This window comes from Candidatus Clostridium helianthi (assembly GCF_045310795.1).
GTDB lineage: Bacteria > Bacillota > Clostridia > Clostridiales > Clostridiaceae > Clostridium > Clostridium helianthi.
The window spans coordinates 35506-49273 of record NZ_JBJIAB010000004.1 but is presented as its reverse complement, the minus strand read 5'-3'; the positions used below and the strand labels follow the sequence as shown (position 1 = coordinate 49273).

13 protein-coding genes are annotated in these 13768 nt (G+C 28.8%); 3 read left to right on the top strand and 10 right to left on the bottom strand.

The window, feature by feature from the left end; genetic code table 11:
* Positions 1–246: 246 nt before the first annotated feature.
* The 8 genes from ACJDTP_RS04530 to hemA all read right to left on the bottom strand — a co-directional run bounded on the left by ACJDTP_RS04530 (position 247) and on the right by hemA (position 8404).
* Entirely contained in the window at positions 247–804 is a 558-nt protein-coding gene (locus tag ACJDTP_RS04530) for a DUF3867 domain-containing protein (RefSeq protein ID WP_077869239.1), read from the bottom strand.
* An 83-nt stretch (positions 805–887) separates the two neighbouring features.
* The gene (locus tag ACJDTP_RS04525; RefSeq protein WP_077869238.1) at positions 888–1529 is read right to left on the bottom strand and encodes an epoxyqueuosine reductase QueH; all 642 of its coding nucleotides are present in this window, start codon (positions 1527–1529) and stop codon (positions 888–890) included.
* 40 nt (positions 1530–1569) lie between these two features.
* A complete protein-coding gene (gene hemL / locus ACJDTP_RS04520; RefSeq protein WP_077853977.1) occupies positions 1570–2865 on the bottom strand; it encodes a glutamate-1-semialdehyde 2,1-aminomutase in 1296 nt (431 codons plus the stop codon).
* 236 nt (positions 2866–3101) lie between these two features.
* Positions 3102–4067 (bottom strand): porphobilinogen synthase, encoded by a 966-nt coding sequence (gene hemB, locus ACJDTP_RS04515; RefSeq protein ID WP_077853978.1) that lies wholly within the window; start codon positions 4065–4067, stop codon positions 3102–3104.
* A 98-nt stretch (positions 4068–4165) separates the two neighbouring features.
* Positions 4166–5629, bottom strand: a complete 1464-nt coding sequence (gene cobA / locus ACJDTP_RS04510) for a uroporphyrinogen-III C-methyltransferase (protein ID WP_406760614.1) — start codon at positions 5627–5629, stop codon at positions 4166–4168.
* Between the two features lie 12 nt (positions 5630–5641).
* A complete protein-coding gene (hemC, locus tag ACJDTP_RS04505) occupies positions 5642–6517 on the bottom strand; it encodes a hydroxymethylbilane synthase (RefSeq protein ID WP_103697667.1) in 876 nt (291 codons plus the stop codon).
* Positions 6518–6560: 43 nt separating this feature from the next.
* On the bottom strand, positions 6561–7241 hold the full coding sequence (locus ACJDTP_RS04500; RefSeq protein WP_406760613.1) for an NAD(P)-dependent oxidoreductase: 681 nt from the start codon (positions 7239–7241) through the stop codon (positions 6561–6563).
* The gene (hemA, locus tag ACJDTP_RS04495) at positions 7199–8404 is read right to left on the bottom strand and encodes a glutamyl-tRNA reductase (protein ID WP_406760612.1); all 1206 of its coding nucleotides are present in this window, start codon (positions 8402–8404) and stop codon (positions 7199–7201) included. Before hemA ends, ACJDTP_RS04500 begins: the two co-directional genes overlap by 43 nt.
* A 981-nt stretch (positions 8405–9385) precedes the next feature.
* Here hemA and ACJDTP_RS04490 point away from each other — a divergent pair.
* Both ACJDTP_RS04490 and ACJDTP_RS04485 read left to right on the top strand, forming a co-directional pair.
* A complete protein-coding gene (locus ACJDTP_RS04490; protein ID WP_406760611.1) occupies positions 9386–10027 on the top strand; it encodes an undecaprenyl diphosphate synthase family protein in 642 nt (213 codons plus the stop codon).
* Positions 10028–10172: 145 nt separating this feature from the next.
* A complete protein-coding gene (locus tag ACJDTP_RS04485) occupies positions 10173–10439 on the top strand; it encodes a DUF1294 domain-containing protein (protein WP_077840221.1) in 267 nt (88 codons plus the stop codon).
* Positions 10440–10478: 39 nt separating this feature from the next.
* On the opposite strand, the gene ACJDTP_RS04480 is transcribed toward ACJDTP_RS04485, so the two are convergent.
* Both ACJDTP_RS04480 and metA read right to left on the bottom strand, forming a co-directional pair.
* Positions 10479–11087: a DUF2238 domain-containing protein gene (locus ACJDTP_RS04480; protein ID WP_406760610.1), complete on the bottom strand. Its 609-nt coding sequence runs from the start codon at positions 11085–11087 to the stop codon at positions 10479–10481.
* A gap of 84 nt (positions 11088–11171) precedes the next feature.
* The gene (gene metA / locus ACJDTP_RS04475; protein ID WP_161222720.1) at positions 11172–12086 is read right to left on the bottom strand and encodes a homoserine O-acetyltransferase MetA; all 915 of its coding nucleotides are present in this window, start codon (positions 12084–12086) and stop codon (positions 11172–11174) included.
* 592 nt (positions 12087–12678) lie between these two features.
* Between metA and ACJDTP_RS04470 the strand changes: the two genes are divergently transcribed.
* The gene (locus tag ACJDTP_RS04470; protein WP_406760609.1) at positions 12679–13737 is read left to right on the top strand and encodes a lactonase family protein; all 1059 of its coding nucleotides are present in this window, start codon (positions 12679–12681) and stop codon (positions 13735–13737) included.
* Positions 13738–13768 lie beyond the last annotated feature (31 nt).

Sequence of the window (13768 nt, the reverse complement as noted above, 5' to 3'; positions counted from 1 at the left end):
ATCATTAGTACTTTCCAACTCTTTACACATAGGTATAAAAAAATAAAGGGTATGCCCTAATTTCTTTATGGCTCACCCTTAACTTTTTAATGTCCTAAAATATACATCTTATAAAGCGCAGCTATGCACTTATGAAAAGAGCAGATATACTGCAATACAGAACTTTTCTGCATATAAGAACATTCTATGATAATTGGGACTTGTTATATAGTTTCATCTACTTTACCTGACACTTCACCTAGAAAATTAATATTCGTAATTTTTTACATTTTCACATATTACTATATTTATTTTCTTATCCTCTATTACTTTTTTATATGAGCATAAAAATTCATTTAACTCATTATCATTTAAGTCTATACTTTTCTCACTAACTAATATAACATCTAAATTCTCTAGAAGTACTTTCAAATCATTTTTCTCGTTTTTTATGAAATATTCTGACATTGTTTTATTAGATATTCTACTTTTATATTTTTCCTGAAACCCCATTGTCTTTTTAATAGTCTGATAGTCTAAGTTGCTTCCACCCGTATCAAATCCAGGTATTTTAAATTGCCCCTGAATTAAAGAAGGATCTACTCCATATCTTTCTAGAAACTTTTTTTGTATATTTATTAATTTATCTTGTGATATATTATTTTCTTCCATGTAAGCTAATATATTTTTGGAGAAATCAGACATATTCATTTTGCCCTCAGCCAGTTTATAATACATAGAATAAATATAATCTTCGAATTTATCTATGTCTTTATCTTTGACCTTATTTTTTAATTCATTAAAATCTATAATTTTATCAGACACATTAATCCTCTCCTTTGTATTATTATATAATATTAAGTATTTATCTGTTGTACTTTTTTTATTATATTTTATTTAATAATTGCTTACTTATTTTTTTCATTATGATCGTTCATTCTTTCATTTTTAGAAAATACGCATCCACAATAATCTTGCCTATATAATTTATATTGTTTAGAAAGCTCTATAGAACGTTTATACCCTTCTTTCTTCTTAAAGTCAGAATATAAATATTTTACATCATGTTCTTCAGATAAACTTTTACCAATTTCGTTTAATTTAGCAGAATTTTTATGAGGGCTTATAGATAATGTTGTTGTAAAATAGTCATAACCTTTTTCCTTGGCCATTATAGCAGCTTCATTAAGTCTTAATTCATAACAATTAAAACATCTAACTCCACCTTCTTTTTCCTCTTCCAAACCTTTAGTTAACTTATAAAAACTTTCCGTATCATATTTTCCTTCAATAAATCTTATTTCATTTTTGACTTTCATTTCTGATATAAGACCCTTTTGTTCCGCAACTCTTCTAGTATACTCCTCCATTGGGTATATATTAGGATTATAAAAGAAGATAGTTATCTTAAAATATTGTGACAAATATTCCAACACATAGCTACTGCAAGGTGCACAGCAACTATGAAGCAGTAAAGTTGGAACCTCTTCATTTTTTACCAAATTTTCAATTAAGTAATCTAATTCCTTTTGATAATTAATTTTATTCATATGTAAGTCATTCCTTTTATAAGTTTATTAATGCATTTTATTATAAACTCATTTTATTTTCATTTGATGCAAACTCTTCAAATGCTTTTAAGAAAGCATCTATATGACTTTCTTTATGTTGTACACTTAAAAATAATGCTTCAAATTGTGACGGAGGTAAATTAAATCCTGATTTTAACATATGTTCAAAATATCTATTAAATCTATTCACATCACATTTCTTAACATCATCATAAGTTCTAACTTCTTTTAAATCATTAAAGAATAAAGTCATCATTCCTCCAACTCTATTCATTACAACCGGAAGATCATATTTTTTTGATATATTTATTATACCTTCTTCAAGTCTAGCTCCTATATTTTCGATGTGATCATAATAATTCTGATTATTTTTTAACTTATTTAAAGTTGCTATACCTGCTGCCATAACAATTGGATTTCCTGACATAGTTCCAGCTTGATAAACTCCTCCTAAAGGGGATAGATTCTTCATTATTTCTTTTCTTCCACCATATGCACCACATGGAAGTCCGCCCCCCATAATCTTAGCATAAGTAACCAAATCTGGCTTAACGTTAAATAGTGATTGTGCTCCTTTAAATGCTACTCTAAATCCACTCATTACTTCATCAAATATTAGTAGTGAACCATATTGATTACAAAGATCTCTTAGAGTTTCCATAAAATCATTTTCTGACTTTATTACTCCCATATTTCCAGCTACCGGCTCAATAATAACTCCCGCAATTTCATTACCATATTTTTTAAATAATTCTGTAATTTGTTCCTTATCATTATATATACCAATTAACGTATTTTCTATGCTTTCATTAGGTACACCAAGTGAACCTGGTATTCCTCCTGTCATCACTCCTGATCCAGCTTCAATTAAAAAACCATCAAAATGTCCATGATAACATCCTGCAAACTTAACAATTCTTTTTCTCTTTGTGTATCCTCTTGCAAGTTTAACTGCACTCATAGTAGCTTCTGTTCCCGAATTGACCATTCTAATCATCTCAACATTATCCAGATTAGTGCATATAAATTTTGCTAAATCTAATTCTAATTTTGTTGGTGCTCCAAAAGCCAATGCCATTGAACTAACTTCCTTAATAGCTTCTACAACATCATCGTCGCAATGTCCTAGAATTAATGGTCCCCAGGCTAATACGAAATCTATATATTCATTATCTTCCTCATCTTTGATTATTACGCCTTTACCGCTTTTTATAATAGGCGGATTTAAATCAACTCCCTTAAAGGCTCTAACCGGACTGTTAACTCCACCAGGCATGTATTCCTCTGATTCTTTAAATATATCAACGTTTTTCAATTTAACTCCTCCTTAGTCCGCATAAAATCTATAAATATTTATATATATTTATATTTTTATTGTTTCATATTTACATATTATTATATTTAAATTGTAAAAAATTTATATATTTAAATATATATGTTGCAATGCACAATTCACAATTACGACTAAAATTCTTGTAATATTTTTAGAATTATGGTAATAATTATTTTTGCAATATATAAATTTTTTAATTACTATCTATTTGTGTTCTTTTATCTTCTTAGAACTTTTGCTGCCTCTAATGCATGATAAGTAATAATTATATCTGCTCCAGCTCTCTTAATCGATGTTAAAGTTTCCATCATCACTCTTTCTTCATCAATAACACCAAGCTTTCCAGCAGCTTTAATCATAGCATACTCGCCACTTACATTATAAGCTACGAGAGGAAGATTAAAGTTTTCTTTACAATCTCTTATTATGTCTAAGTAAGAAAGCGCTGGCTTAACCATAATGAAATCTGCTCCTTCTTCTATATCCATTTGAGTTTCACGAATGGCTTCCATCCTATTCCCTGGATCCATTTGATATGTCTTTCTATCTCCAAATTGTGGCGCTGAATTTGCAGCATCTCTGAATGGTCCATAAAAAGCCGAGCAATATTTAGCAGAATAACTCATTATGCTAACATTCTTAAAGTTATTCTCATCTAATGCACTTCTTAATGATCCAATTCTTCCGTCCATCATATCTGAAGGAGCTATAATATCTGCACCTGCCTTCGCATGTGATAATGCTATTTTACTTAAATATTCTAATGTTTCATCATTATCTACATATTCATCATGGATTATTCCACAGTGTCCATGTGAAGTGTATTCACACATGCAGACATCAGTAATAATAAGCAATTCTTTATCAAGCTTTTTTATTTCCCTTATTGCTTGTTGAACAATTCCATTATCATTATAACTTTCAGAACCACACTCATCTTTATGGTTTGGAATTCCAAAAAGTAATACTCCAGAAATATTAGCTTCTCTAACTTCTTCAACTACTTCATACAATCTATCAACTGAATAATGATAAACATCTGGCAGTGATGAAATTTCATTTTTTATATTGTCTCCCTCAACAACAAAAATTGGATAAATAAAATCCTTTGAATCTAAACTTGTTTCTCTTACCATATCTCTAATGGCAGCATTAACTCTAAGTCTTCTACCTCTTTTAATCATAACAAACTCCTCCATTATTTTAGCCATCTTCAAAGATGTCACTCATTTTATTTACTATCTAAATTTATATATTAATCATTTTAAAAAATCTATTTCCTCTATTGCAGTAAATTTTCTATCTCTTTCAGAAACCCTTCCTCTGAGTGTTCTTTACATACGTATGCTTTTATTCCATACTTTTCTAAAGGTTCATTAGTCTTTGGTCCTATAGCTATAATCTGCTTTTTCTTAATTTCCTCGATACCTAACATATCAATCATGTTTTCAACTGTTGACGGACTTGTGAAGAATACTATGTCAACTTCATCAAAAGATCTCTTATTAACTACTGATCCACAAACCGTATCATATATATACACTTTATCTACACTCGCACCACAATTTGTTAATTCTTCATAGATATATTTTCTGCTTTTTGCAGAACACGGCAAAAGTAGTGTTTGGTCATCTTTTAAATGAGGTTTTAATATACTTACTAAACCTTCGCCAACAAACTCTCTGGCCTTTGCAAAACAGATAATTCCTCTTTGTTTTAAAGAATTTGCAGTAGCAGCTCCTATTGCAGATATTTTAGCCTTAATTCTTCTTATATCATAATCTTTTTCAATAAGATAATCAAAAAATATTTCTACACTGTTAACTGAAGTAAATACTATATGATCATAATTTTCTATCTTATCTATATAATCATTTAAGTTTTCCGCACTGCTTTCTATCTTAATAGAATTAAAACTTGTAACTTCCGCTCCTAAGTCAACTAATTTATTTTTTAATTTCTCAGATTGTCTCCTTGATCTTGTAATACATATATTCTTTCCAAACAAAGGTTTATTTTCATACCAGTTCAAATCTTTATTTAAATTTACAACTTCACCAACTACAATTATACATGGAGATTGTAATTTAGCATCTTTTACTTTTTGTGAAATATTCTCAAGAGTTCCTACTACCTTTTTTTGCTTAGCTGAAGTTCCTCTCATCACTACTGCACATGGAAAAGTTGGTTCTTTTCCATTATTAATAAGCTCCTCAACTATATTATCTAAATTGCTTAATCCCATCATAAATACTAATGTGCCTTCTTCTTTAGCTAATGCCTTAAAATTCACATTTAAATCTTGCGCAGATTTTCCTGTTATAACATGAAAACTTTGTGCTATCTTTCTGTGAGTTATTGGGATTCCCGCATAATTTAAGACTGCAATAGGAGATGTCACCCCTGGTATTACCTCAAATTCTATATTTTCATCAACTAAAGCCAATACCTCTTCTCCGCCTCTTCCAAAAACATAAGGATCTCCACCTTTAATTCTTCCAACTGTATGCCCTTCTTTTGCAAGCTTAACTAAAAGCTCATTAATCTCTTCCTGAGTTTTTGAATGAGCTCCTGGTTCCTTTCCACAATAATAAATTTCACAATTTGGCTCCAGATAATTTAACACATTATTTGAAACTAACCTATCATAAAGGACAGCTGTGCATCTTTTTAATACCTTGACAGCCTTTAATGTTAATAACTCTTCATCTCCTGGACCTGTACCTATTATATATACTTTACTCATATTCCATCTCTCCTATAGCTCTAATATCTTATTTGCTAATTTTCTTCCTAATTCAATATGATCGTTTTTATCTCCTAAAATATCTTTTTTAACTATTCTTCCGCCTATATCATATATACCAATCATATATAAATCATTACCTTGAATTTCAGAATAAGCTCCAATAAGGCTGTGACAATCACCATTTAGCATTCTCATAAAGCTTCGTTCAGCCTCAACTGTTAGCTTAGCATTTGAATCTTCCATTTTTTCAAAATATTTTTTAGCACTGCTAGTTTTTAAACACTCTATTCCCAAAGCTCCTTGAGCCACTGCTGGTATAAATACTTTAGGATCAAAATACTCAGTGATTATATCTTCTTCATTTAATCTTTTTAATCCTGCGGAAGCTAGTATGATTCCATCTAAATTCTGATTTTTCATTTTCTCTAATCTAGTTTGAACATTTCCTCTAATTGGAACTATCTCCAAATCATTTCTCATAAGCTTTAACTGACAAGCTCTTCTTATACTGCTAGTTCCAATGATTGCACCTTTTCTAAGCTCTTTAAATGGTATATTATCTTTAGAAATTAATACATCCCTTATATCTTCTCTTTCTGTTATAGCCGCTATTTCAAATTCATGACTCAATTCATAAGGTACATCCTTCATACTATGAACTGCGCCATCAGCTCTTTTTTCTAAAAGTGCAATTTCTATATCTTTTACGAATAATCCCTTTCCGCCTATCTTTGCTAAAGAAACATCTAATTTTCTATCCCCTTCAGTAACAATAAGCATTTTTTCACTATCTATATTAAATTTATCCTTTAAACTTCTCATTATTATTTCTGTTTGTGTCTGTGCCAATTTACTTTTTCTTGTTGCTATAGTTAATTTATTCATTAATTTAATTCTACCTCCAAAATTCATTTATCTACAAATCCATTTAAAAATTGATTAAATAATCTACAATTTCCTTCGAAAATCTGCTTCTTAATGCTTTTTCAGCTTCACCCTTATCAAAAGATTTTTTAAATTCATCATTTCCAATAAACGAAGTTATCTGTATTTTAAGCTCTGGAAATGACTTTGCTTTATTTCGTATCAATCCTATATATCTAATAAATTCATCATATTCTTTTATAGTATTTTCTACTTTGTTAGAAAGTAAAACTGCTCCTTTTGGATTTCCATACTTGGTATTTAAAGCAAATACTGCATTTTCTGTACTTCTTTGAATCGGAACAACTCCCATTCCACTTATAAAATCAGATGAATCTATATATATCTTATAGCTCTCTTCACAGTATTTCTTTGCCATTGTTTTTAAATTCTCATCATCTAATGCAATAATTATAAGATGCTTATCTCTTAAAAATTCATAGCTTAAATCTTCATCTATAAGCTTAAGTCTTTCTGGAAATACTTTAGAAAGTTCTATTAATTCTTCATCAAAAGTTTTAGAAATTACCTCGACACAGCATTTATTTCTTACAAAATGTCTTGCTTTTATTATGCCTGCTTTACCTCCGCCAACTATTCCAACTCTTAGCTTTTTAGAAATTAACGAGATATAAGAATACTCTATTCCTTCGTCATAAATATTTTCTCTATTATTCCTATCCATTCTTCACCACATCCTTTTAGAGTCTCTTCTTTGATAACTTCAATTGCCCTATTTATGTAAAAATCAGATGTACTTTTAATTAATTTATGTGCTAAAGCAATATCATTTTTATCTTTGCTTTTATGTGAAAAAGTTTGAACTCTTTTCTCGTAAACATCATTTCCAACAGTTTTTAAGTTTTTGATTACATGAGAAATACTTCTTAATTTTAACCATTCATCATATTCCTTCAGGTATTTATTCATTATATGTCTATTTTCTTCCATCTTGTCTTTTCTTAATTTTTTATTTTCATCATCTATACGACTTATTGTATCAATATTATAAACCTCAGTCCTAGATAATAACGCCACCTCTTTTTCCACATCTCTCGGAACTGATAAATCATATATTACTAACCTACTTCCACTTTCACTAATATCTTCTGTTTTTACAACTGGATGTGGTGCTGAAGTACAGCTTATTATACATTCTATACTATTAATATATTTATTCTTTTCTTCAAAAGTAATTACATTTACTCGTTCATCCTGTATTTCATCTTTTATTTTAGGATTTCTAACAACCAAGTATACAGTTTGGATTTTATGTGAAAGCAAATATTTCATTACAAGCTGTCCAACTTCCCCATAACCTAAAACCATAAATTTAGTACATTCACGCTTAATAGCTTCGCTAACCACTATCGAAGAAGATGATACTGGTATTTCAAACAACTTAGCTTCTTTTCTGAATCGCTTTCCACAAGTAATAGCTTCCTGAAATAATCTATGTAATTCCAATGAAACAGCTTTAAATTCTAAAGCTTCTTCATAAGCGTCTTTAACTTGCCCTAAAATTTGATCTTCTCCTAATATTTTCGAATGAAATCCAGAGCAAACTTCAAATAAATGCCTATAAGCATCCTTATCATTAGTTATAAAAACATATTTTTTATATTCATAGTCCCAATTAAAAATATCAAAAATCTTTTTTAATAATTCTTCTTCATTTAAAGAAGCATTAAAATAAATTTCTGTTCTATTACATGTAGCTAAAATAACTACTTCATTTAGCTCCTTTAATAATTCTCTAAAATACTCGTTATATTTTTTAGACTTAACTATAAATTTTTCTCTAATTTCCAATGGAGTATTTTTTCTTATGCCTATTAAGCCTATCACGTATTTACACCTCACATACTTTTTTATTTACATTTTCTATTTATTTCCAAACGCTACATTCTCAAAAGGAGAAACTGCAGTAACCAAATATAAAATTTGGATCCTCACTTTTGGACTTATTAGCTAAAACTCGACTCACATTCGTTCGCTGAGTAAGTTCGAGTTGCCAAATGATACATTTGGACTCTCACTTAAGTTTATCAGATAGAGATTGTTTTTTCCAAGCAATTCTTATAGGAATTATAGATTAACTCTGATTAATATAGAAATGAAAAATATTTTTCTTACTCTTTATCAAATAAAATTCTAATCAAAGTATATTCCTTAGAATATATTAACATAACATTGTTCTAAAAAAATTTTAAACTTAGATAAACATCTTGTTCTGCTAATATTTTAGTATATACTATTTTAGCTCAAAAAACATTTAATTTATAATTAATTATTAAATATTTATAATCAACTCACATAACTTAATAACTTATACTTTATAGAGATGCAACCCTTTATAAATATTATTGCATAAATTAAACATATTTTTTATTTCTGACATATTTTTGACACATTTCAGGATTATACTAATATCGTAAAGTAGTTAATTATTTACCCCTTATTAATTAATAGAAGTCGTTTATATATTATAATGACTCACCCTAAGCATGGGATCCCCTAAACTTGTGCTTAGGGTTTTTATTTTTTAAGTTTATATCCAACTTATGTTTCTAATTATGCTTTTCCATTTTTTCATAAATGAGTACTTTCTCACCTGATTTCCTGGTTGTACTTAATAAGTTCCGAATTGTGCTTCGCACCCTTTTCATATGTACGTGCTTTTTCATCTAAGATCTTGGTTGCGCTTCGCGCTTTTTTCATACTAAGTTCTTAATTGCGCTTCGCGCTTTTTTTAAAGGTGTGTATTTTTTTGGATTAATTGGGTTATACTCTTAAAAGCAATATCAAATTTGAGAGGTGAAAAAAATTATGCGAATCCCGAAACACATAGGCATCATTCCTGATGGAAATAGACGTTGGGCTTTATCTAACTCATTAAGCAAAGATAAGGGATATGATCACGGAATAAATCCAGGACTTGAGGTCTTTAAATTATGCCAAAAAGAAAATATTCAGGAAGTAACCTTTTATGGATTCACAATTGATAATACCAAACGTCCCAGCGAGCAAAAAGTAGCGTTTACTAAAGCTTGCATTGATTCTGTTATGCTTTTGACGAAAGAAGATTGCGAAATATTAGTCTTAGGTAATACTGAGTCTAACTGCTTTCCAAAAGAACTATTACCCTTCACTAAAAGAAAAAAATTTGGTTTAGGCGGAATAAAGGCAAACTTTCTAATCAATTATGGTTGGGAATGGGATTTAAATTTACTAAAAAGTTCAGATATTTCAAAAAAGCATATTCAACCATATTTACAATCAAAAGATATTTCTAGAATAGATCTTATAATTAGATGGGGTGGGCGAAGAAGATTAAGCGGCTTATTGCCAGTTCAATCAGTTTACTCAGATTTTTATGTTTTAGATAATTACTGGCCTGATTTTAGGAAAGAAGACTTTTATGATGCTTTATCGTGGTACAATGAGCAAGATGTAACTTTAGGTGGCTAATTCCATATATTCAAAATAAGCAATACTAATAGACTTTAGTAGATCCAACTTTTTTCATTCTATATTCCTATATTTTGTGCTCCAGTATAAATTATGTTATCATTAATATCAAATTTATATTTAATATTATATTGGAGTGAAATTTATGTTAAAAATCCTATTTACATATTTATTGATTATCAACCTTCTAGGCTTTCTTATTATGCTTATAGATAAACAAAGAGCTATTCATAAAGAATGGAGAATACCTGAAAAAAATCTCATAGGTATTTCTATTTTGGGTGGCTCTATTGGCATGCTTATTGGAATGTCTAGTTTTAGGCATAAAACAAAGCATAAGAAGTTTACAATTGGAGTTCCATTCATACTTCTTATGCAAATTTTCCTAACTGTACTATATTTAAATTATTAATACTGACATATTAATATTCAAATTTTGTTGAAGAAAATATTATTGCTTTTTCTTTAGTAAATTCTCATGATATTTTCCCAGCGTTAACACTGAAACTATTGAACCTAAAAGCGCAAAAATCATATCCCACTGAGTGTCCCAAATATCTCCTTGAGTTCCTAAAAAGGCAGTTGCACTTTCGCCAGTAATTAATGCGACAATAAATTCTATTATTTCATAGGAAGCACTAATAGCAAGGCAAATTGATATTGTAATAAAATTTGTCCATGCTATATTTTTAGCAATTTTGTTTCTTATGAAAATTTCTCTAATAATTATTGCTGGTATAAATCCTTGTGCAAAATGCCCAAGCCTATCATAGTAGTTTCTGCTCAAGTCAAAAGTATCTCTTAGCCAATTAAATAAAGGCATTTCTGCATATGTATAACGGCCACCCACTATTAATATAACTGCATGAATCCAAATAAGAGTATAAGTTAAGTTAGTAAATACGAATTTATTATAAGTAGTTATTAAGACCATAACTCCTATCACTGCCGGAAGAACCTCTAATACCCATGTAAATCTATCATGAGGATTTATTCCCGATACAACTAAAATTGCAGATATACTTATTAATAATATTAAATGAAAATTCTTTTCCTTCATCAATCTCTCCTTATATACGATTCACAAAATTTAAGAACAAAATAATAAGTGCTTAAAAAGCACTTATATTTATCTATAAAATTTCTAAAGAGCATTAAGATCAAAAGGTGTATTTTGGTATACGCAATAATTTAGCCAGTTTCCAAAAACTATGCTAGCAGGACCTCTCCATGTGTACAACGGTTTTTGATTTATGTCATCATTTTTAAAATAATTTTTAGGTAGAGCTATTTCATCGCCTTTTTCTTTATCTCTTATATACTCATCCATCAATGTATTTCTATCATATTCCATATGTCCAGTTACAAACACATTTCTCCTATCTTTTGTTGCAACTATAAATACTCCAGCTTCCTCCGATTCGGATAAAATTTCAAGATTTGAAACTTTCTCTATATCTTCACGCTTGACTTCAGTATGTCTAGAGTGAGGTGCATAAAATACATCATCTAATCCTCTTGTCAAATCAGCTTTCTCATCATTAACCCAATGTGAGAACACACCAAACATTTTTTCATCTAAGTCATATTTAGGTATATTATAGTGATAATATAGACCTGCCTGTGCCCCCCAACAAATATAGAATGTTGAAAATACATGAGTCTTACTCCATTCCATTATTTCAGTAAGTTCTTTCCAGTATGTAACCTCTTCAAAAGCCATTTGTTCAACTGGAGCTCCAGTTATTATAAGTCCATCAAATTTTTCTTGCTTTATATCATCAAAATAGCTATAAAATTTATTTAGATGCTCCGGCGGTGTATTGTGTGAAGTATAGCTCTTAGTTTGTATTAGACTTACCTCTACTTGTAGTGGCGTGTTAGATAAATATCTTAATAATTGATTTTCTGTTACTATTTTTTTTGGCATTAAATTAAGAATTGCTATTTTTAGCGGTCTGATATCTTGAGTATTAGCCCTTTCATTATTCATTACGAATATGTTTTCATCAGATAAAACCTGAAATGCAGGTAATTCTATAGGAATTTTTATTGGCATCTTTGTTTCCCCCCAATTTGATTATTGCTTATTTTAAATTGTTATTTGATTATTTTTGTATATAAATATTATTATATCAAAATTCCACTTCTTATCAACATTATAAAAATAAATATAATACTAAAATTATGTAAACTTAAATAATATATTTATGTTGCTATCACTTTCACAAGTTAAACTATGAATGTATAACATAAATTCTTTAAACAAATTTATATAGGTTTAAATTCACAATGCACATTTCACAATTCAAAATTACGGCTAAAATTCTTGAAATATTTTCAAAATTATGATAAAGATTTTTTTTGCTACTTACTTGCATAAAACTAATTTTATGGTAATCACTGTTAATAAATCATAGAATTACTTCATTTACAGTTTATAAATGTTTATAATTAACTATTTACAAAAACTTACTATTATTTAATTGTATTTTGACATTAATAATTATACACAATTATTAATTTTTTTTATTTTTTCCACTACTATAATTAAATGATTAAAATCAATAGATCTCTGCAAAATTTCATAAATATCTTTTACTTCTATTTATGCTATACTAATAGATATACAATAAAAGGGGGCATATATAATGGTACTAAAAGAAAATATTTCAGTTGGATTTATTGGAACTTATACCAAAAATGAAAGCAAAGGAATCTATAGAATTAATTTTGATACAATTTCAGGTAATATTGAAAATATCAATTTAGCTTACAATATAGAGAATCCTACATATTTAACTCTAGATAGAGAACGACACATTCTTTACTCAACATGTAAAGTCAAGGAAAAAGCTGGGGTATCTTCATTTAAATATTGGAAAGAAGATAATAAACTACACTTAATAAACTCTAATCTTTCAGAAGAAAAACCACCTTGTCATGTAAGTCTAAATAACAGTCATGAGATTTTAATTTCTTCAAACTATCATGAAAACAAGATGTTTGTCTACAAAACTTTAGATGGCTTGATTTTAAATTCTCCTATGCTTGGAAGTCATAGTGGGTCTAGTGTAAATCAATTAAGGCAGGAAAAACCTCATATTCACTGCTCAATGTTTTCTAATGATGAGAAATATATTTTATCTATTGATTTAGGGATTGATAAAATGATAGTTTCTTCAATAAAAGATGGGAAACTATATCAGAATGAAAGTTTAAGCTATACATTCCCTGCGGGCACAGGGCCAAGACATATTACTTATGCTAATGGAAAACACTATTACTACGTTTTAAGTGAATTAACTTCTGAAATATTTGTTTTTGATTATAAAGTAAAATCAAATATTGCTTTTGAAAATATTCAAACTTTAAGTTCATTACCAAAGGACTACAACGGGACAAAATCTGGTTCCGCAATTCGTATACACAAGAATAATAAATTTCTCTATACCTCAGATAGAGGAAATAATTCTTTAAGTTTATTCCATATAAATTCAGATAATGGAAAGCTTAAGTATATAAACACTATTTCTTGTAATGGTGATTCTCCTAGAGATTTCCAATTGGATCCATCTGGTAAATTCCTACTTTGTGCTAATGAAAATTCCGATAATATATCTATATTTTCTATTAATTCAATAACAGGAGAATTAACTTTTATAAAATCTGAAAACATCCCAACTCCAACATGTATAGAATTTATTTAGTCAAATAATTAATCATATAATTAAAAGTTGG